At 67.9% G+C, this 19,694-nt stretch carries 18 protein-coding genes and 1 pseudogene; 10 read left to right on the forward strand and 9 right to left on the reverse strand.

What is annotated here, in order from left to right; translation table 11 throughout:
* Positions 1–6 precede the first annotated feature (6 nt).
* Complete coding sequence (locus VFW69_RS20800; protein ID WP_526504236.1) at positions 7–909, forward strand: alpha/beta hydrolase; 903 nt, start codon at positions 7–9, stop codon at positions 907–909.
* Here the strand turns inward: VFW69_RS20800 and VFW69_RS20805 are convergent.
* From VFW69_RS20805 to VFW69_RS20815, 3 genes are read right to left on the reverse strand one after another with little or no spacing between them, the layout of a single operon-like run.
* Positions 906–2,084: a M20 family metallopeptidase gene (locus tag VFW69_RS20805; RefSeq protein WP_526504105.1), complete on the reverse strand. Its 1,179-nt coding sequence runs from the start codon at positions 2,082–2,084 to the stop codon at positions 906–908. The genes VFW69_RS20800 and VFW69_RS20805 overlap by 4 nt on opposite strands.
* Complete coding sequence (locus VFW69_RS20810; protein ID WP_526504107.1) at positions 2,081–3,271, reverse strand: M20 family metallopeptidase; 1,191 nt, start codon at positions 3,269–3,271, stop codon at positions 2,081–2,083. Before VFW69_RS20810 ends, VFW69_RS20805 begins: the two co-directional genes overlap by 4 nt.
* Positions 3,272–3,306: 35 nt before the next feature.
* A complete protein-coding gene (locus tag VFW69_RS20815) occupies positions 3,307–3,921 on the reverse strand; it encodes a cutinase family protein (RefSeq protein WP_526504238.1) in 615 nt (204 codons plus the stop codon).
* Between the two features lie 172 nt (positions 3,922–4,093).
* On the opposite strand from VFW69_RS20815, the gene VFW69_RS20820 reads away from it, so the two are divergent.
* Positions 4,094–4,909: a purine-nucleoside phosphorylase gene (locus tag VFW69_RS20820; protein WP_526504110.1), complete on the forward strand. Its 816-nt coding sequence runs from the start codon at positions 4,094–4,096 to the stop codon at positions 4,907–4,909.
* A gap of 4 nt (positions 4,910–4,913) precedes the next feature.
* Entirely contained in the window at positions 4,914–6,494 is a 1,581-nt protein-coding gene (locus VFW69_RS20825; protein ID WP_526504112.1) for a phospho-sugar mutase, read from the forward strand.
* Between the two features lie 10 nt (positions 6,495–6,504).
* Here VFW69_RS20825 and upp read toward each other — a convergent pair.
* Positions 6,505–7,119: pseudogene (gene upp, locus VFW69_RS20830) on the reverse strand (uracil phosphoribosyltransferase); the annotation flags it as partial.
* Positions 7,120–7,211: 92 nt separating this feature from the next.
* Here upp and VFW69_RS20835 point away from each other — a divergent pair.
* The 3 genes from VFW69_RS20835 (at position 7,212) to VFW69_RS20845 (ending at position 10,530) form a co-directional block, all read left to right on the forward strand.
* Positions 7,212–8,093, forward strand: coding sequence for an alkaline phosphatase family protein (locus tag VFW69_RS20835; protein ID WP_526504114.1), 882 nt, complete (start codon positions 7,212–7,214; stop codon positions 8,091–8,093).
* A gap of 106 nt (positions 8,094–8,199) precedes the next feature.
* Complete coding sequence (gene satS, locus VFW69_RS20840; RefSeq protein ID WP_526504116.1) at positions 8,200–9,501, forward strand: protein export chaperone SatS; 1,302 nt, start codon at positions 8,200–8,202, stop codon at positions 9,499–9,501.
* Positions 9,502–9,546: 45 nt separating this feature from the next.
* Positions 9,547–10,530, forward strand: coding sequence for a vWA domain-containing protein (locus VFW69_RS20845; protein WP_526504118.1), 984 nt, complete (start codon positions 9,547–9,549; stop codon positions 10,528–10,530).
* Positions 10,531–10,534: 4 nt separating this feature from the next.
* On the opposite strand, the gene VFW69_RS20850 is transcribed toward VFW69_RS20845, so the two are convergent.
* Together VFW69_RS20850 and VFW69_RS20855 are read right to left on the reverse strand one after the other, a co-directional pair.
* Positions 10,535–11,542 carry a vWA domain-containing protein gene (locus VFW69_RS20850; RefSeq protein ID WP_526504120.1) on the reverse strand — a complete coding sequence of 336 codons (1,008 nt, stop codon included), beginning with the start codon at positions 11,540–11,542 and terminating at the stop codon, positions 10,535–10,537.
* 53 nt (positions 11,543–11,595) lie between these two features.
* Positions 11,596–12,624, reverse strand: coding sequence for a cupin (locus tag VFW69_RS20855; RefSeq protein ID WP_526504122.1), 1,029 nt, complete (start codon positions 12,622–12,624; stop codon positions 11,596–11,598).
* Positions 12,625–12,765: 141 nt separating this feature from the next.
* On the opposite strand from VFW69_RS20855, the gene VFW69_RS20860 reads away from it, so the two are divergent.
* Positions 12,766–13,431, forward strand: coding sequence for a GntR family transcriptional regulator (locus VFW69_RS20860; RefSeq protein ID WP_526504124.1), 666 nt, complete (start codon positions 12,766–12,768; stop codon positions 13,429–13,431).
* Here the strand turns inward: VFW69_RS20860 and VFW69_RS20865 are convergent.
* The gene (locus tag VFW69_RS20865; protein ID WP_526504126.1) at positions 13,428–14,102 is read right to left on the reverse strand and encodes a polysaccharide deacetylase family protein; all 675 of its coding nucleotides are present in this window, start codon (positions 14,100–14,102) and stop codon (positions 13,428–13,430) included. The two genes, VFW69_RS20860 and VFW69_RS20865, sit on opposite strands and share 4 nt — an antisense overlap.
* A 103-nt stretch (positions 14,103–14,205) precedes the next feature.
* Between VFW69_RS20865 and VFW69_RS20870 the strand changes: the two genes are divergently transcribed.
* The 3 genes from VFW69_RS20870 to VFW69_RS20880 all read left to right on the forward strand — a co-directional run bounded on the left by VFW69_RS20870 (position 14,206) and on the right by VFW69_RS20880 (position 17,304).
* Complete coding sequence (locus tag VFW69_RS20870) at positions 14,206–14,850, forward strand: TetR/AcrR family transcriptional regulator (RefSeq protein WP_526504128.1); 645 nt, start codon at positions 14,206–14,208, stop codon at positions 14,848–14,850.
* Complete coding sequence (locus tag VFW69_RS20875) at positions 14,850–16,673, forward strand: alpha/beta fold hydrolase (protein ID WP_526504130.1); 1,824 nt, start codon at positions 14,850–14,852, stop codon at positions 16,671–16,673. The genes VFW69_RS20870 and VFW69_RS20875 overlap by 1 nt, the downstream gene beginning before the upstream one ends.
* A 151-nt stretch (positions 16,674–16,824) precedes the next feature.
* On the forward strand, positions 16,825–17,304 hold the full coding sequence (locus VFW69_RS20880) for a hypothetical protein (RefSeq protein ID WP_526504132.1): 480 nt from the start codon (positions 16,825–16,827) through the stop codon (positions 17,302–17,304).
* A gap of 12 nt (positions 17,305–17,316) precedes the next feature.
* On the opposite strand, the gene VFW69_RS20885 is transcribed toward VFW69_RS20880, so the two are convergent.
* On the reverse strand, positions 17,317–18,405 hold the full coding sequence (locus tag VFW69_RS20885; RefSeq protein ID WP_526504134.1) for an adenosine deaminase: 1,089 nt from the start codon (positions 18,403–18,405) through the stop codon (positions 17,317–17,319).
* A complete protein-coding gene (locus VFW69_RS20890; protein ID WP_526504136.1) occupies positions 18,402–19,694 on the reverse strand; it encodes a thymidine phosphorylase in 1,293 nt (430 codons plus the stop codon). Before VFW69_RS20890 ends, VFW69_RS20885 begins: the two co-directional genes overlap by 4 nt.

Here is a 19,694-nt window from a genome sequence, read left to right on the forward strand (position 1 = left end):
ACTCGGCTGTCAGTTTTGTCCCTACCGCTGGTCGCCGACACGCTCGCGCGCACGTTCGCCGCCACGGTCAACCCCACCCCCAAGGCCGTCGTTCGCTTCCCGGAGATTGCGGGCCGAACCACGCAGGTCATCATCGGAACCCGCCACGGCCCGGTATCGGCAACCGTCTATCACCCGCCGGCGGCGACGAACCCGCCCGTTTACGTCAATGTGCACGGCGGCGGGTTCGTGGTCGGACACCGCGAGCAGGACGATCCGTGGTGCCGATACCTGGCCGCCAACGCGGGCGTGCTGGTGATCAACCCCGACTATGTCCTGGCACCGCGGCACCGCTTTCCCGCTGCGGTGCATCAGATTTATGACGTCGTGTGCTGGGCGGCCGGCCCCGACCGCAACTGGGACGGCACGCGACTGTGCGTCGGCGGTCAAAGCGCGGGCGGCAACCTGTCCGCCGCGGCGGCGCGGCTCGCGCTGGAGAACGGCGGGCCCGACATCGCGCTGCAGGTGCTGCACTACGCGCCGCTGGACCTGGTCACGCCCAGCCGCGACAAGCCATCCACGGTCGGCCGCCGGGCGGTCATGAAGCCGTGGATGAGCGAGGTCTTCGACACCGCCTACATACCCGAGCTGGCGCAGCGGCGCGACCGCCTGGCCTCGCCCGCCTGGGGCGACAACGCCGACAACATTGCCGGCATCGCGCCCGCGCTGATTGTGACGGCCGAGCACGATCGGCTGCGCGACGAAGCCCGCAGGTACGCGGGCAAACTCGGCGCCGCCGCGGCGTTAGCGGAGTACCACGAGGTGGCCGGCGTCGACCACGGCTACAACATCATGAGCGAGGCCGGCGATGTCACGCGGCGCACGTACGCCCATATCGCCGAACACGTCGTCCGCGCCGCAGGCGCCTAGGACCGCTCGAACGCGGCCGACTGCTCGACGATGTTCGTCATCACCCGGACACCGATCGGCAGGGCCCGCTCATCGAGATCGAACGTCGGCTGGTGCAGGTCCAGCTGAGGCCCTACTCCCGGCCACACCCCCAACCGGGCCATCGCACCGGGAACCTCCTCCAGGTACCAGGAGAAGTCCTCGCCACCACCGGACTGACGGGTGTCGGCAAGCGCGTCCGGACCGATCTGTTCGATCGCGTGGGTGAGGATGCGCGTCGAGACGTCCTCGTTGACCACCGGCGGTACGCCGCGCCGGTATTGCAGCGTGTGCTCGATGGCCAGCGGCGCCAGCAGCCCGGACACCGTCTCGCGGATGATGTCCTCCAAACCCAACCAGGTCTGCCGGCTCGCCGTGCGCACGGTGCCCGCCAGCACGCCGGTCTGCGGGATGGCGTTGGCGGCCACGCCGGCGTTGACCGCGCCCCAGACCAGCACGGTGCCGTTGCGCGGGTCGATGCGCCGCGACAACACCCCGGGCAGCCCGGTGATCAGCGTGCCCAGCCCGTACACCAGGTCGGCGGTCAGGTGCGGGCGCGACGTGTGCCCGCCGGGTGAATACAACGTGATCTCGATCTGGTCGGCCGCCGAGGTGATGGGGCCGTGCCGGACGGCGACCTTGCCGACTTCCAGCCGGGGGTCGCAGTGCAGGGCGAAGATCCGCGACACCCCGGTGACGGCGCCGGCCGCGATGGCGTCGATCGCCCCGCCGGGCATCAGCTCCTCGGCGGCCTGAAAGATCAGCCGCACCCCGACCGGCAGCTCGGGCACCGACCCCAGCACCAGGGCGGTGCCCAGCAGGATCGCGGTGTGCGCATCATGACCGCAGGCATGCGCCACGCCTGGCATAGTGGAGGCGTACGGAACGCCGGCGAGCTCGGCCATCGGCAGGGCGTCCATGTCGGCGCGCAACGCGATCCTGGGCTCGTGCTGGGGGCCGATGTCGCAGACCAGTCCGGTGCCGCCCGGCAGCACCTTCGGGTTGAGCCCGGCTTCGGCGAGCCGCTCGGCGACGAACTGGGTAGTGGCGTACTCCTGGCGGCCCAACTCCGGGTAGCGGTGAATGTGGCGGCGCCATTCGACCAGGTCTTGGTGATGGGTGGCCAGCCAGAAATCGGCGGCGTCGATCAGGCTCATGATCGCCCCCCGCCGCGCCTGCGCTCCTGCGCGTCCATCACCCGGTCGCGCTGGGCGGGCGTCTGGGCCAGCTGAACCACCGTGCGCGCCAGCATGATCGCCCCCTCGACGACCGCGCGGTCGGCGCTAGGACCCGCGGCGGCGTCGGCGAAGGCGCGCTGGTGAACCATGGCCCCCCCGGCGTCGACCCCGACCACCGGGTGGATCCCCGGCAGCACGTGCGTCACGTTGCCCATGTCGGTGCTGCCCATGGGAAGCGTCGCCTCGTACTCGCGGGCCACCGGCTCGCGGCCGAGCCGGCACATCTCGTCACGGAAGGTGTCGGCCAGCCATTGGTCGGGCTGCAGTTCGTCATACGGGGGCGCGGGAATGTCGACCTCGTATTCGCAGCCGGTGGCCAGCGCGCCCGCGGCGAAGCAGGCGTACATCCTGCCCTCCAGCTCGCGCAGCGAATCCGATTCGACCGCTCGCATCGCGTACTGAAGCGCCGCGTGCCCGGGGATGACGTTGACCGCCTGTCCGCCGTTGGTGACGATCCCGTGCACCAGCTGCCCGGGCGCCAGTTGCTGGCGCAGCAGCCCGATGGCCACCTGCGCGACCGTGACCGCGTCGACGGCGTTGATGCCCAGGTGCGGCGCGACGGCCGCGTGGGATTCCTTGCCGCGGTAGTTCACGGTCGCCTCGGAGAGGGCCAGCGAGCGGGCCGCGGCGATGTCAGCCGGCCCGGGGTGGAGCATGACCGCCGCGGCGATGTCGTCGAACACCCCGGCCTTCAGTAGCAACACCTTGCCGCCGCCGGCCTCCTCGGCCGGCGTCCCCAGCAGCGACACCCGCAAGCCCAGGTCGTCAGCCACCTCGGCCAGCGCCAGGGCGGTGCCCACCGCCGACGCCGCAATGATGTTGTGGCCGCAGGCGTGGCCGATCTCGGGCAACGCGTCGTATTCGGCGCAGATCCCGATGGTCAGTGGCCCGCTGCCGAAGTCGGCGCGAAAGGCGGTGTCCAGCCCACCGGCGGCCGCGGTGATGTCGAAGCCGCGCTCGGCGACCAGCGCCTGCGCCTTGGCACAGCTGCGATGCTCGGCGAAGGCCAGCTCGGGCTCGGCATGGATGTCATGCGATAACTCGACAAGGTCGGCACCACGTCGCCGCACGACATCCTCGACGCTGTCTAACGGAGTTGTGGGCACTCTCGCAGTATGTCACCGCGGCCAGACGCCGCCGGCTACACCAGCCGGGCGATGAATCCCGCCGCCTGGCCGGGGTAGGGCGGTACGGAGTAGTCGTGGTGCGCGTCCCGGTCGCGGCCGCCGACGACACAGACGGGATCACCTTCGCTGCACAGGTCGATGGCGCGGCCGGCGAAGGCGCCCGTCGACGACAGCGGTGTGTTGAAGCGGTTGCCGGGGTTGCCGAACACCGCGACCGCCGCGATCTTGTTCGCCAGGCCGGGATCCAGCGCCGGAGCCGATCCGAAGTTGCCGATGCGCTGTCCGACCGGCGGCACCCCCGCGAGCATCGAGACCGCGGCGGCGCCCTGGGAGAAGCCACCCAGCACCAGCCGCGTGGACGGGCACTGGTCGACCATCTGCGCGATGTGATCGCGCGCGTCGTTGGCGCCGTCGGCGGTGGTCAGGAAGTTGTAGCTGGCCGGATAGTTCACCGCATAGGAGTCGACGCTGCGCGAACCCAGCGCGGGCTGCAGCGCGCCGAACAGTGCGTCGCCCGCCGCCCCCAGGCCGGGCGGCTCGGCGGTACCGCGGACGAAGATGAGTTGCACGTCTGGACAGTCCGCTTTGGCCTGCGGTGCCGGGCCGAGTGTGATCGAAACCACCGACAGCACAACACCGACGGCTAGTCCCATGACCGGGCCAACCACCGGCCCCCTACGAAGATTCATACGGCAGATCCTGACATATGGCGGGGACACCGTCGCGCGGCCAGGCTCGATCGCCCCGCTCCTCACTCGCGCCCTACCGGCGCTCGCCGTCGCGCGGCTAGGCTCCCCCACTGTGACCGAAACCCCGTCGGACCCAGGCGACCTCGCTCGCCGGGCGGCTGAGGTCATCGCCGAACGCACCGGAATCGCCGAGCACGACGTCGCGATCGTGCTCGGATCGGGCTGGCCGCCGGCGGTCACAGCGCTCGGGACGCCCACCGCGGTGCTGGCCCAGGCCGAGCTGCCCGGCTTCTCCCCGCCCACCGCGGTCGGCCACACCGGGGAGCTGTTGTCGATGCGCATCGGTGCACACCGGGTGCTGGTGCTGGTCGGCCGCATCCACGCCTACGAGGGCCACGACCTATGTCACGTCGTGCACTCGGTGCGGGCGGCCTGCGCGGCCGGCGTGCGCGCCGTGGTGCTCACCAACGCGGCGGGCGGCCTGCGCCCGGACATGACCGTCGGCGAACCCGTGCTGATCAGCGACCATCTGAACCTGACCGCCCGTTCCCCGTTGGTCGGCCCGCAATTCGTGGACCTGACCGACGCCTACTCCCCGCGACTGCGTGCGCTCGCCCGCCAGGCCGACCCGACGCTGACCGAAGGCGTCTACGCCGGGCTGCCCGGCCCGCACTACGAGACTCCCGCCGAGATCCGGATGCTGCGCACGCTGGGCGCCGACCTGGTCGGCATGTCGACGGTGCACGAGACCATCGCGGCCCGGGCGGCCGGGGCCGAGGTGCTGGGGGTGTCGCTGGTGACCAACCTGGCCGCCGGGATCAGCGGCGAACCGCTGAGCCACACCGAGGTACTGGCCGCCGGCGCCGCGGCGGCGACCCGGATGGGGGCGCTGCTGGCCTTGATCCTTTCTGAGCTCCCCCGGTTCTAGGGCCGTGACGCCCGAGGAGTGGATCGCCCACGATCCCGACCCGGCGACGGTGGCCGAGCTCGCCGCGTGTGACCCCGAGGAAATCGCCGAGCGGTTCGCCCACCCCCTGATGTTCGGCACGGCGGGCCTGCGCGGACCCGTGCGCGGCGGGCCGGACGCCATGAACGTCGCGGTGGTCTCGCGGGCAACCTGGGCAGTCGCACAGGTACTGATCGGGCGTGGCCTGCACGGCTCGTCGGTGATCGTGGGACGCGACGCCCGCCACGGCTCGGCAGTATTCGCCACGGTGACCGCTGAAGTGCTTGCCGCCCAAGGATTTTCCGTGCTGCTGCTGCCCGGTCCGGTCCCCACCCCGGTGGTGGCGTTCGCGGTGCGGCACACCGGCGCGCCGGCCGGGATCCAGATCACCGCTTCGCACAACCCGCCCGCCGACAACGGGTACAAGGTGTACCTCGACGGCGGCATCCAGATCGTCTCCCCCACCGACCGCGAGATAGAAGCCGCGATGGCAGCCGCCCCGCCGGCCGACCAGATCGGCAGGGCCCCCGTCGAACCCGCGCGGGCCGATCTGGTCGAGCGCTACATCGAGCGGGCCGCCGGGTTGCGGCGCGGCAACGGTTCGGTGCGGGTGGCGCTGACCGCGCTGCACGGCGTGGGCGGTGCGGTGGCCGTCGAGACATTGCACCGCGCGGGGTTCATCGAAGTACACTCCGTCGCAACGCAATTCGCACCCGACCCGGACTTTCCCACGGTCGCGTTCCCCAACCCTGAGGAGCCCGGCGCCACCGACGCGCTGCTGGCCCTGGCCGCCGACGTCGGCGCCGATGTGGCGATCGCGCTCGACCCCGACGCCGATCGATGCGCCGTCGGCATCAAGGATGGGCCGTGTTGGCGAATGCTATCCGGCGACGAAACCGGTTGGCTGCTTGGCGATTACCTACTGTCCACGACTCAGGCGGATAAACCCGTGGTGGCCAGCACGGTGGTGTCGTCGCGGATGCTGTCGGCCATCGCCGCACGCTACGGCGCCGTCCACGTCGAAACCCTCACCGGCTTCAAATGGCTGGCCCGCGCCGACGCGAAAGTGCCCGGCGGCACGCTGATCTACGCCTACGAGGAAGCGATCGGGCACTGTGTGGACCCCGCGGCCGTGCGCGACAAGGACGGCATCAGCGCCGCGGTGCTGGTGTGCGACCTGGTGGCCACGGCGATAACGCAGGGCGGTTCGGTCCGCAACCTGCTCGACGAACTGGCCCGGCGGTACGGGGTGCACGACGTCGCCGCGGTGTCGCGCCGGGTCGCCGATGCCACCGAGGCGGCCGGACTGATGCAGCGTTGGCGGGCGGACCCACCGAAAACGCTGGCCGGTCACACCGCGATTCTCACCGATATCACCGACGCGCTGATCTTCACCGGCGGCGACGGCGACACGTCGATCAGGCTGGTGGTTCGGTCTTCCGGTACCGAGCCGAAGCTGAAGTGCTACTTGGAGATTCGCTGTGCCGTTTACGACGACCTGGACTCTTCGCGGCGGCGCGCCGGCGCCCTGCGCGAGGAGCTGATCGCGGCTGTGCGGAGCTGGTGAACAGGTTGGAGCCGAATTGGCGATCGCCGGCATCGCCAAGACCCGGCACGATATAGGCCGACTTGTTCAGCCCCTTGTCGACCGCGGCGGTGAACACTCGCGCGTCCGGCGCCGCTTTCCCCACCGCCGTAAGCCCTTCCGGAGCCGCCACCACACAGAGCACGGTGATATCGGTTGCGCCGCGGCGTTGTAGGAGGCCGATGGTGTGCGCCATCGACCCGCCGGTAGCCAGCATGGGATCGAGGATCATCACCGGCCTGCCCGCAAGCTTGTCCGGCAGCGCCTCCAGATACGGCACCGGCAAGTGGGTTTCCTCGTTGCGGGCGACACCGACGAATCCGGCCTCCGCCTCTGGTATCGCGGCGTGGGCAGCGTTGAGCATGCCCAGCCCGGCCCGCAGCACCGGCACCAGCAGCGGCGGCTTGACCAAGCGCGTCCCGACGGCCGAAGCCACCGGGGTGCGAATCCTCACCGACTTTCGCGGGGCGTCCCGGCTGGCTTCGTAGACCAGCATCAGCGTCAGCTCGCGCAGCGCGGCGCGAAAACCTGCGTTATCGGTGCGTTCGTCACGCAGCGCCGTCAGCCGGGCGGCGGCCAACGGGTGGTCGATGACGCGAATCTCCATGGGGTCGAGGGTATATAACGATCAGGCTAAACCCTTCTGACACGCTTGCTTCCGACCCGGAAAACGCCTGCGCCCGTTCATATACTCCGGACGTGTTGCGCGAAATTCGAATTCCGGTCGCCACGGCATATCGGAGCCTTCGGCTACTGGGAGCGCTGGCGTTGGTTGCACTGGCGGCCAGCCCGTTGACGCCGCGCATAGGCCTTGCGGCAGCGGCCATTCCGCAACCCGCGCACATCGTGATCGTGGTCGAGGAGAACCGCTCCGAGAACGGCATCATCGGAAACAAATCGGCGCCGTTCATCACCACGCTGGCCGCCGGCGGCGCCAACATGACCCAGTCGTTCGCCGAAACCCATCCCAGCGAACCGAATTACCTGGCGCTGTTCGCCGGCAATACCTTCGGGGTGACCAAGGACCTGTGTCCGGTCAACGGCGGCGCCGCACCGAACCTCGGCTCCGAATTGCTCGCCGCGGGCCACACATTCGTCGGTTTCGCGGAGGGCCTGCCTGCGGTCGGCTCACCGGTCTGCAGCGCGGGTAAGTACGCGCGCAAGCATGTGCCGTGGGCCAACTTCACCAATGTGCCGGCGGCCAACTCGCTGCCATTCTCCGCGTTCCCGATGGGCAACTACTCCAGCCTGCCGACCGTCTCGTTCGTCATCCCCGACAACGACGACAACATGCACGACGGCTCGATCGCGCAAGCCGATTCCTGGCTGAACCGCGAGCTGTCGGGGTACGCGAACTGGGCGGTGGCCAACAACAGCGTGCTGATCGTGACGTTCGACGAAGACGATAACGGCAGCCGCAACCAGATCCCCACGGTGCTCTACGGCGCCCACGTCCGTCCGGGCAGCTACAGCGAACAGATCAACCACTACAACGTGCTGTCCACGCTGGAGCAGATGTACGGATTGCCCAAGACGGGCTATGCCGCCGGCGCCGCGCCCATCACCGATATCTGGGGCTAGGTCTGATGGTGGCGACCCGCTTCGCCCGGCTCCGCCGCGCTCGCGATCGCCACTAGCCCCGATGGCGGAGATAACGCGTTCGCCGGTCGTCGCTATTCTGTGCCGCATGGTTGCTGACCTCGTGCCGATCCGCCTGAGCCTGTCCGATGGTGACCGCTACACCGTGTGGGCGCCCCGCTGGCGTGACTCCGGCGACGAGTGGGAGGCGTTCCTGGGCAAGGACGAGGACCTGTTCGCGTTCTCCTCCGTCGCCGACCTGGTCGCTTTCGTGCGCTCGGACGACGACAACGACCTGACCGACCACCCGGCATGGAAGGAGCTGCGGGCGGCACACGCGCACGCGTTCGAGCCGGCCGACGACCAGCGGTTCGACCTGATCGCCGTCGAGGAGCTGGTGGCCGAGAAACCCACCGAGGAGTCGGTGTCCGCGCTGGCCGGCACGCTGGCCATCGTGTCGTCCATCGGATCGGTGTGCGAGCTGGCGGCGGTGTCGAAGTTCTTCAACGGCAACCCCAGCCTGGGCACAGTGTCCGGCGGAACCGAGAACTTCATTGGCAAGGCCGGCGCCAAACGCTGGAATGCGATCGCCGAGGTGATCGGGCGCAGCTGGGACGACGTGCTCGCCGCGATCGACGACATCGTCACCACCCCGGAGGTCGACTCCAAGCTGTCGGACAAGGCCGCCGACGAACTGGCCGAAGAGCGCGAAGAGGACGAGCCGGACGAAGACACCGGCACCGAGGACGCCGTCGAGGAACAGACCCCCGAGGAATCCGCGGCGGACGACGACGCGGCCGAGGACGAGGAAACCGAAGACGAGGCAGAGCGGGAGACCGGCGACGCCGTCGTGCTGGGCAGCGACAAGGACTTCTGGCTGCAGGTGGGCATCGATCCGATCCGGATCATGACGAGTTCGGGCACCTTCTACACGCTGCGCTGCTACTTGGACGACCAGCCGATCTTCTTGGGCCGTAACGGACGCATCAGCGTCTTCACGTCCGAGCGCGCGCTGGCCCGCTACCTGGCCGACGAGCACGACCACGACCTGGCCGACCTGAGCACCTACGACGACATCCGCACCGCCGCGACCGACGGCTCGCTGGCGGTCGAGATCACCGAGGACAACATCTACGTGCTCAGCGGGCTGGCCGACGACCTGGCCGACGGACCGAGCGCCGTGGATCGCGAGCAACTGGAGCTCGCCGTCGAGGTGCTCCGCGACATTGGCGACTACTCCGAGGAGAGCACCGTCGACAACGCGCTCGAGACCAGCCGCCCGCTGGGCAAGCTGGTGGCCGCCGTGCTCGAGCCCGACTCGGTCACCAAGCCGTCGCCGCCGTACGCCGCGGCGGTCCGCGAGTGGGAGAGACTGGAGCAATTCGTCGACGGGCGGCTCCGCCGCGAGTAGTGCCGTCGTTTGACGGGTCGGCTCTAGACGGGAAGGTTGGGTGACGTGTCCCTTCCGGGTATCGGTCCGCTACCGCTCTACGGATTCCAGCGCCCCGCCCTGTTGTTGTTCGGGTTGGTGCCCCTGGCCCTGCTGGCCGTGTACGTCTGGGTCCAGGCACGGCGGCGCCAACGGCTGCACCGCTACACCGATACCCCGGTCGCGCAGTCGCCGTGGCGGCATCTCCCGATCGCCGTGTCGCTGCTGTGCCTGGCGCTGTTGACCATCGCGCTGGCCACGCCCACCCACGACATGCGCATCCCACGCAACCGCGCCGTCATCATGCTGGTGATCGACATGTCGCAGTCCATGCGGGCGACCGACGTCGAACCCAACCGGCTCAAGGCCGCCGAACAGGCCGCGACCCAGTTCGCCGGTCAGCTCACGCCCGGCATCAACCTCGGGCTGGTCGGATTCGCCGGCACGCCTTATCTGCTGGTGCCGCCGACCCCGCAACACCAGGCCACCATCGACGCCCTGAAGAAGCTGGATTTCGCCGACAGCACCGCCACCGGCCAAGCGATCTTCACCGCCCTGCACGCGATCAGCGCCACCGCGGTCGCCGGCGGCGACACCCCGCCACCGGCCCGTATCGTGCTGCTCTCCGACGGTGGCGAGAACAAGCCCTCCAATCCCAGCGATCCGCACGACGGCGTCTTCACAGCGGCGCGGCTGGCCAAGGACGAGGGCGTGCCCATCTCGACGATCTCGTTCGGGACCAAGGGCGGCGAGATCGAGATGGACGGGCAGCGCCACGCCGTCCCGGTCTCGACCGACCAGATGAAGACGGTCGCCAAGCTGTCCGGCGGCCAGTCCTATACCGCTGGCACCCTCGGCGAGCTGCAAAAAAGCTACAACGCCATCGAGAACGAGATCGGCTACCGCACGGTGCCGGGGCCGGGCAGCAGCGGCTGGCTGCGCCTCGGCGTGCTGGCCGCCCTGATCGCGACGGCGCTGGCGCTGCTTATCAACCGGCGCCTGCCCAGCTGAGGAATCAGGCGGGCAGCCTGCGGTTCAGCAGCAGGCCGGCCAGGACGGCGCCGGCCATGACGAAGGCGCCGAGCAGCATCCAGGCCAGGCTCGCGTCGCCCTTCACGGTCTCGTAGCCAATCTGGCGCTGCAGCGTCGAATACACGTTCTTCAGCGATTCCAGGCTGTCGGCGTGGAACGACTGGCCGTCGGTGATCTCGCAGATCTTCTGCAGGGTCTGGTCATCCACCGGAACCGGGATGGTGGCGCCCTCGTAGTCGACGGTGCCGTACGGGGTGCCGAACGAGATCGTCGAGATCTGCACGCCCTCGGCCTTGGCGGCCCGGGCCGCGGTGAACGCCCCCTGCGGGGCGTTGGGGTCCAGCGGCACGTTCTCGGCTCCGTCGGACTCCAGCACGATCCGCGCCGGCGGTGGACCGTCGCCGCCGCCCATTACCGACCCCACCGTCGCGATCGCCTGCAAAGCGGTGAAAAGGCCTTCTCCCGTCGCGGTTTTGGGCAGCGGCTTGAGGCTGTCGATGCCCGCTTTCACCGCGCCGCGATTGGTCGTCGGGGGCACCAGCAGCGTGGCGTTGGCCGCGAACTCCACCAGCCCCAGGTTGATCGCCGGGGTCAGCTGGTCGGCGAACTGCTTGCCGGCCTCCTTGGCCGCATCCAGGCGGTTGGGCGGCACATCGGTGGAGGCCATCGATTCCGAGACGTCGATCACCAGCATCACGACCGCGCGGTTCAGCGGAATCCGGACATCCGAGGTCGGCCCGGCCATCGCGGTGGTCAACAACACCAGCGACACGGCCAGCAGGATGGTCGGCACGTGGCGCCACTTGCCGGGCCTCGGAGGCGCCACCCGCTCCAGCACCTCCATGTTCGCGAAGCGCAGCACCCGGCGACGACGGGCGAATTGCTGCACGACGTAGAGGCCGATCACCAACAGCACGATCAGCAGGACCAGGAAGAACCAGGCGTTCTGAAACCCGGTGAGCGACACCGGTCCCAGCAGGGGCACCTTCATGTCCAGTCACACTATGCGTCGAACTCCGGCGCTGCATGGGCCGCCGCCGGAGACTATCCGGCGACGAGATCGCGGCGCTGGGTGAACTTGATGTCGAGGCTGCGCAGGTGGGTCTGCAGCCCGGCGTCCTGGATCGGGACCAGGTGGGCGGACACGTCGGTCTCGTTGTAGTGGGCGTGCCACATTCCCGGCGGGGTGGTGAAGGCGCAACCGGCCCGCCAGTCCACCCGGGTGGGGTCGACGATGTGACCGTGCTCGTCGAGGCGGGTGCCCAGCAGCGTGTAGCAGCCGAACTCCGGCGCATCGAGGATGAGATCCAGAGCGACCGACTGGTGCCGGTGCGGGCGCTGGACCTGGTTGGGTGGCAGCACGCCGAACATGGCCCACAGCACGTGGGTGATGGTCAGCGTCTGCTCCTGACCGGCGTTGGCCAGCAGCACGCTGACCCGGCTCTTGTCGTTGGCGCCGGGGCGGGAGGCGATCTCTTGCAGCTTGGCCACGGCGTCGGCGCGGCGAAACTTGGTCGCCTCAAAGCGCGGCTGGGTGGCTTCGGCGCCCAGGTAGCGCATCAGCGGTTCGTCGTGCACCCAGTACATGACCGTGTCGGTGGCCGCGTAGAACACTGCGTGGCTGCTCGCGGGCAGTGTCACGAAGTCGCCCTTCTCCCACTCGATCAGCCACCCGTTGATCGCCGCGAAGCCCCGCCCGTACAGCACGTAGTACAGCTGCGAGGTGGCGTTTGGGCTGGTGTCGACTTGCTGCGTGGCGCGGATGCTGACGAAGTTGGCCAACAGCGCCGGGCTGGTCGCCGCGCCGGAGTCAATACCCAGTTCCTCGGACAGATCCAGCGGGATCACCCCGGTCGGTGCGTCGAGGTAGATCTCGGGATCGAACCGCCGCATCGGCACCGGTGGGACATGCCCGGATCCGATCGGGTTGGCCGCCTTGGAGTACTCGAAGTATTCGGCCTGCTGCGCCCACTCCTCGAAGCGGCCCTCGAACCCGTACTCGGCCACGTTGATCATCGGTGCCGGAATCGTGGGATCCAGGTTCGGCGTCACCAACTGCTGCGTGGCGGGCATTCGCGGCTCCTTTTTGCTTGGATTGTCTCGTATCTGAATAGTATTTATCTTGTATCTTAGTGTCAATCCTCGCAGGTAGGCCTGGCGGTGTACGGTCATGAGCAGGCTTGAGATACGACTTAGCTACCAGAAAAGGCGGCCATGGCAGCAAAGGACCCTCGGTCGGGCACGGCCAAGGACCGCGCGCTGGACTACGTCAAGACGCAGGTACTCACCGGCGAGTTCCCGGGGGGCGAGCTGATCAGCGAAGGCGACGTCGCCACCGCGCTGGGTATGTCGCGCACCCCGGTGCGCGAGGCGTTCCTGCGACTGGAGGCCGAGGGGCTGCTGCGGCTGTATCCGCAGCGCGGCGCCCTGGTGGTCCCGGTGTCGCCCGACGAGGTGCGGGCGGTCATGGAGGCCCGGCTGGTGCTGGAGCAGTTCGCGGCCGGCAAGGTGATCCAACGCGGCCCCGCCGTACGCGCCGTGGTCTTCGAACGGCAATCGGGCGAACTGAAGCGGCAGCGCGACGCCGCGAAGTCGGCCGACTGGTCTGGATTCCTGGAGTCCGACCGCGCCTTCCACGCCATCACCCTGGAAGGGTCGGCCAACACCATCCTGTCGAATTTCTACTCGACGTTGCGCGACCGTCAGATGCGGATGATCGGGGAATCGGCGCTGCGCGAACCCGATCGGGTGGCCACCATCATGGCGGAGCATCAAGGCATCGCGGAAACGTTGCGCGACGGCGACTTACCGCGCGCACTGCAAGCCGTGCAGACCCACTTGGCCAGCACGGTGCGGGCCATGGGGCTCTCGGTGCTCTAGGACTCGGGTCGCAGATCCGCGGCGATTGTCGGCCGCGCCGTGAGGTGATCGAGCGGTGTTCGCATCCGACCGCGGTCGATCGGCACGCATTCGTTGGGGAGTTGTGTGGTGACCTCCACACCGGAGTGAGTGAGTTCGTCGAGAAATCTCGGTAGCTGCTCCATCGCGCCGGTGGGCAGGTCGTGCAGTACGACCACGGTGTGCTGATGGCTGCGGGTATCGCCGAGCGCTCGGCTAACCCATTCTCCCGGGTCGGCCCAGTCGCGCGGGACGCTGTTCCACAGGACGCAGGTGTACTTTTCCGCGATGAGGTAGTCGACGGCCGTTTGATTCAGACAGCGCCGTTCGAGTGCGCCCTCCGTTCCCCACGGTCTGAAGTACCGATCGACATCGGTGAAATCGTCCAAAAGCGTTTGCGTGCCGCTGATTTCGTGAACGGTTTGCGCCGGGGAAAGCTCTCCGAGAGGTAGTCCGTGGGTGTACGAGTGATTGCCGATCCGATGTCCCTCACGCACAGCCCGCGCTATCAGCCGGCGTCCCGCCGGCGCGTGAACATTCTGCCCGACGACGAAGAACATGGCGGACATCTGACGCTGAGCGAGGGCATCGAGAACCCGATCCGTGACGCCAGGCGTCGGGCCGTTGTCAAAGGTCAAAGTGATCTTCGGCAACCGATTCTCCTCCATAGCAGGTACTCACCCGTCACATCATAGTTGCCTGACTGATTGATCAGACAGTATGTTATCGGGGAGCCGGCGATGAAGAGAAGAGTCGATGTTGACCGCAACCGTCCCGAAAGCGCTGCACACCGCTAATTCCGCGGTGGCGGCCGGCGACGCCCGACAGCGAATCCTGCAGACGACGATGCGGTGCTTCGGCGCGTACGGCTATGAAAAATCGTCGATGAAGCTGATCTCGGCGAAGGCCGGCGTTTCGCAGACCCTGCTGCACTATCACTTCGAGACGAAGGAAAAGCTTTTCCAGGCCGCGATCGACGACATGGCCAAGACGATGTTCTCTGCCGCGTCTGCACGACTGGCGGACCGGATGTCCGTGGGTGACAGCCTGAACAAGGCGGCCGATCTGGTGTATGCCCTGTTCATCGACAACCTCGAAGCGGTCACGTTCATGGTCGAGTTCGCCGCAGCGGCCAACCACAATGAGTTCTTGCGGACCGCGTATGTCGACTATCGCGATACTCAGCGGCGGCGGCTCGCCGAACTACTGCGCACAATCGTTGGTGACGATGCGCCGCCAACTTTGATCGACGAGACGGTGCATCTCCTGGAAATCGTGCTGCTGGGCATGTCGATGCAGCGCCCGTTCATTTCCGACACTTCACGCTTCCGCGGCGATTTCGACGCTTTCGCGCGCATGATCGCGACCCACATCACCGAAGGATTGAATTCGAGGCGCTGATGACCCCGGACACCACCACGCAGGCAGTACCGCCGATGATCGAGGATGCGGTAACCGGATCCGGCGCCAGACGTATCTTCGTGCGCCGCTACGACAACGACAACGCCGACTATGTCTTGGTGCTGGTGCATGGCACCGCCGGGAACAGCGAAGGTTACGACACGTTCGCCGAGCACATGCGCCGCCACCATCGGGCGGCGGTCTATTCGTTCGACCTCACTGGGCACGGTCGCACCGAAGGCAAGGCGGGTGTCTTCAGTTTCGAAGACTTCCTCGAAGACACCAGGGCGGTAACCGATTACGCCGCGCGACGCACTTCCCTACCCGTCATCGTGCACGGCGCGAGCCAGGGCGGCGAAGTCGCATTCCACGCGCTCGACGCGTGCCCCGCCGTGGTGGCCGGTGTGTGCATGAACATCTTGCTGAACCACGAGGCGCCAATGAGCTTGGCGATCCGGCTGTTTCAGTCGCGCCCAGCGCAATACGCGGCAGCGAAGATAGGTGATCGGCTGCCGATCCCGCTGCGGCGGTTCATCGACTTCAAGGCCGCCTACCAAGAAGACCCCGGATTACTGGAAACGAAGAAGAAGGACCCGCTGTACGTCTGGTCGTATGGGTTCAGAAGCTACCACTCGGTGTTCAACTATGTCCCGCCACTGCCCGCCGCCGCCAACACGAAACCTGTCCTGATCACTTGCGGCGAGCACGATGAAATAGTGGGCGCCCAGCACTGCCGGGCATGCTTTGAGCGGATCGGCGGGACCAAAGACTTTTTCATGATGCCCGGCGGCGGCCATCAGCTCATGTTGTTCGACAGAAACCTCTACAGCCGGGTCATCGACTCGTGGATTCGGGAGCGTGTGCTCAGCAAGGCCCAATCATGGGAAGCGCCAATCGAACCCGAAGAGCGAAGCTACTTCGAGTTCCTCGACCATGAACGGGCCAACGAAGCAGCTGGTGAGCCCGAGTACCACTATTCGATGATCGATCGCGCGCTGATGCGGATCAACAACGGCACGATCGAGCGCGGGGTCCGCTACTTCTCCAACGCTGACGTCAGCGCACAGTGGCGTTTCACCGCAGAACTGGTCAGCGAAATCGACTACACCGCATGGGATTTCCTCCGCGACTACCTACCATCCACAAACAATCAACGCCCTAGGATGGCAGTGGTCGGCTGTGGCGGCGGAGGGGCGATCGCGGGATTGCTGGAACGATATCCGGAGCTGGGCGAGTGGGACATCGTCGGCGTCGACGTTGACTATAAGGCGATCGACGCAGCCCGAAAGCGCTTCGCCGACCAGCCCGGGGTGAACTTGGTTGTCGGCGACGCACGAAACGCGGATGTGTTGGCGGCCAGTCGGTTCGACCTAATCTACCTGCACGGAGTCTTCGACCATTGCACGGAGCACCGCCGTCTGCTCGATAACGTGTTCACCGCGCTGAAGCCAGGCGGCCGGATGTTCTATGTCACGCCAGATCGCAACCTGTTTACCTGGCTTTGCTTCGTCGCGGTTGGGCCGCTGTACGTGTTCGGTCTGCACAAGCCCAACCACGACTTTCGGCGATTCCCCCGCCCAGCCGAGTTGAATACCATGCTCCAGCACGCCGGTTTCGAGCTGCTGCCCAGGCGGGGCCGGCCGACCGCACCGGCCATGGTCGGCCTCGAGTACAAGTCTGGGATGAATCCGTTCCCGGTCAGGCGGTCGGTGCGCACTCGCGTCCTCGACGACAAGATCTTCAAGCACACCAGCCCCAGGTGGTGGTTGCGGAACGGCTTCATCGGTGAGTATGTGGGAGCGGCCCAAAAACCGAGCCGATGATATTTCGAGTGCAGTGCTCGAAATTTCGTGGCCGTGCAAATTTACTGGCTTCCGATGCAGGGCGTCCTTAGTATGCTGCTATGCGTGCGGGGCGCCCGCACATAAAGGGGGGCTTATGGGTTGGGCGATGGTTTCGAGAATCCGCGCAGCGATGACGAGAGCGGCAGTGGCCGGGGCGCTGCTCGGGGTCGCCGCGACGGGTGCGGCAATTCCAGCGAACGCGATGCCGCCGCGCACACCCCTTGCGCCGCAAGACGATCCCGACCCTGGCCTACCCACCAACCCGCTCGATCCCCGATGTGCCGGCATCCCGGGGTTGGCGCAGTGTCAGGGCGGGCCGTATGCCAGCGGTGGCGCTCCCACCGGTCCGGCGGATTTGAGTTGCATCAGCATGCCCACCGACCCGGTGTGCGCGGGAGGCCCGTACGCCCCGCCGCCCCCGGCGCCGCCCATTGCGCCGCCCCCGCCCGAGCCCATGGGTGCGCCGCCGATGGAACCGCCACCGGTAGCCCCGCCACCTGTGGAACCGCCACCCATGGCCCCGCCGCCTATGGTGGAGCCGCCACCCATGGCCCCACCGCCTATGGCACCGGCGGCCGACCCGTCGATGGGGATGCCCGGGCACATCTGACGCCCCGACGGTCTAGCCGATCAGCACGGCATAGCGCGGTTTGATCACCTCGTCGATGATCGCCAGCCGCTCGCCGAACGGAATGAACGCCGACTTCATCGCGTTGATGGTGAAGCGTTCGAGGTCACTCCATCCGTAGCCGAAAGCCTTTACCAGTCGGTGCATTTCGCGGCTCATGAAGGTGTCGCTCATCAGCCTGTTGTCGGTGTTGACGGTCACCCGGAAGCGCGCGCGGGCCAGCAGATCGAACGGATGCTCGGCGATGCTCTTGACGGCACCGGTCTGCACATTGGAGCTGGGACACAGTTCCAACGGAATTCGCTTGTCCCGCAGGATCGATGCCTGTCGGCCCAGGCGGACTTTGCCGTCGTCGGACACCTCGATGTCATCAACGATGCGTACCCCATGACCCAGCCGGTCCGCGCCGCAAAAGGCGATCGCCTCGTGGATGGACGGCAGACCGAACGCCTCACCGGCGTGAATGGTGAAGCGGGCGTTGTGGTCTCGCATGTACTCGAAAGCATCCAGGTGCCGTGTCGGCGGGTTGCCGGCCTCGGCGCCGGCGATGTCGAACCCGACGACGCCCTTGTCCCGGAATCGGATTGCCAGCTCGGCGATCTCCCGGGACACCGCCGCGTGCCGCATCGCGGTGACCAACAGGCGCACCACGATCGGGCGCCCCGCCGCCGCACTTGCCTTTTCGCCCTCGGCGAAGCCGGCCAGCACGGCGTCGACGATCGCATCGAAGGACAGCCCACGGTCGATGTGCAGCTCGGGCGCGAACCGGATCTCGGCGTAGACCACCGAGTCCTCGGCCAGGTCCTCCACGCACTCGTAAGCGACCCGATGCAGCGCCTCGGGTGTCTGCATCACGGCCACGGTGTGCGAGAACGGCTCCAGGTAGCGCTCCAGCGAGCCGCTGTGCGAGCGGGTGCGAAACCACCTCGCCAGCTCGTCGACGTCGGTGGCGGGCAGCCCGTCGTAGCCGACCTGCCCGGCGATCTCCAGCACGGTCGACGGGCGCAGCCCGCCGTCGAGGTGATCGTGCAACAGGGCCTTGGGGGCCCTTCTGATCTGCTCCAGCCCCACCGGTGCGGTCATGTGACGATCCGATCGATGATCAGCGGTCGGGACTGGATCCCGGCCGCGTCGCCGTCGATGCTCCACCCGCCGTCCAGCTCGGCGAGCGCGGCATCGAAGCGCCCTGGGGTGTCGGTGTAGAGGGTGAACAACGGCTCACCGGCGGTGACGGGCTCGCCGGGGCGGCGGTGGATCCGGATACCGGCGCCCGACTGCACCCGTTCGCCCGGACGGGACCTGCCCGCGCCGAGCCGCCATGCCCCCAGCCCCACTGCCATCGCGTCGATATCGCCCATTGTGCCGCCCCGCGGGGCGGTCACGTTCTCGGCATGCCGACCGATGGGCAACGGCACCGCCAAGTCGCCGCCCTGGGCCGCGATGAGCCGGCGGAAGCGGTCCATCGCGGTGCCGTCGCGCAGGGTGTCGGCGGGATCGCGGTCGTCGATCCCGGCCAGCTCGAGCATTTCGGAGGCCAGTCGCAGGGTCAGCTCGACGACATCGGGCGGGCCGCCCCCGGCCAGCACCTCGAGCGACTCGGCGACCTCGAGGGCATTGCCGACGGTCGCGCCCAGCGGGCGGCTCATGTCCGTCAGCAGCGCGCGGGTGGGCACCCCGTGCGCCGCGCCCAGTTCGACCATGGTGCGCGCAAGTTCGCGGCACTGCCGCTCGGAGTCCAGCAACGCCCCGGAACCGACCTTCACGTCGAGCACCAGCGCGCCGGCCCCCTCGGCCAGCTTCTTGCTCATCACCGAGCTGGCGATCAGCGGCAGCGACTCGACGGTGGCGGTGATGTCGCGCAGCGCGTAGAGCTTGGCGTCGGCCCGGGCTAGGTCGCCGGCGGCGAAGATGGCCGCGCCGACCTCGCGCAGTTGGTCGCGCACGCGCGGAGAGGACAGCTCGGCGGTGAACCCGGCGATGGATTCCAGCTTGTCCAGCGTGCCGCCGGTATGGCCGAGCCCGCGGCCCGACGCCTGCGGCACCGCGGCTCCGCAGGCGGCGACGACGGGCACCAGGGGCAGGGTGATCTTGTCCCCCACCCCGCCGGTGGAGTGCTTGTCGACCGTCCGTAGGCCTAGGTCGTCGAAGTCGAACGTGTCGCCCGACGCCAGCATCGCCGCGGTCCACCGGGCGGTCTCGCCACCGTCCATGCCGCGCAACAGGATCGCCATCAGCAGCGCGGCCATCTGTTCTTCGGCCACCCGGCCGTCGGTGTAGGCGCCGATGACCCAGTCGATGGCGGCGTCGGACAACCGGCCGCCGTCGCGCTTGGTCCTGATCACCGTGGGCGCGTCGAACGCGGGTTCAGTCAA

The sequence above is a fragment of the Mycobacterium sp. genome (genome assembly GCF_036273375.1).
GTDB lineage: Bacteria > Actinomycetota > Actinomycetes > Mycobacteriales > Mycobacteriaceae > Mycobacterium.

What these genes read in the sequence shown, in the direction of transcription:
- VFW69_RS20805 (WP_526504105.1), bottom strand. Translation starts at nt 2,084, where the DNA reads ATGAGCCTGATCGACGCCGCCGATTTCTGGCTGGCCACCCATCACCAA.
- satS (WP_526504116.1), top strand. Translation starts at nt 8,200, where the DNA reads ATGGTTGCTGACCTCGTGCCGATCCGCCTGAGCCTGTCCGATGGTGAC.
- VFW69_RS20850 (WP_526504120.1), bottom strand. Translation starts at nt 11,542, where the DNA reads ATGAAGGTGCCCCTGCTGGGACCGGTGTCGCTCACCGGGTTTCAGAAC.
- VFW69_RS20855 (WP_526504122.1), bottom strand. Translation starts at nt 12,624, where the DNA reads ATGCCCGCCACGCAGCAGTTGGTGACGCCGAACCTGGATCCCACGATT.
- VFW69_RS20860 (WP_526504124.1), top strand. Translation starts at nt 12,766, where the DNA reads ATGGCAGCAAAGGACCCTCGGTCGGGCACGGCCAAGGACCGCGCGCTG.
- VFW69_RS20870 (WP_526504128.1), top strand. Translation starts at nt 14,206, where the DNA reads ATGTTGACCGCAACCGTCCCGAAAGCGCTGCACACCGCTAATTCCGCG.
- VFW69_RS20875 (WP_526504130.1), top strand. Translation starts at nt 14,850, where the DNA reads ATGACCCCGGACACCACCACGCAGGCAGTACCGCCGATGATCGAGGAT.
- VFW69_RS20880 (WP_526504132.1), top strand. Translation starts at nt 16,825, where the DNA reads ATGACGAGAGCGGCAGTGGCCGGGGCGCTGCTCGGGGTCGCCGCGACG.
- VFW69_RS20885 (WP_526504134.1), bottom strand. Translation starts at nt 18,405, where the DNA reads ATGACCGCACCGGTGGGGCTGGAGCAGATCAGAAGGGCCCCCAAGGCC.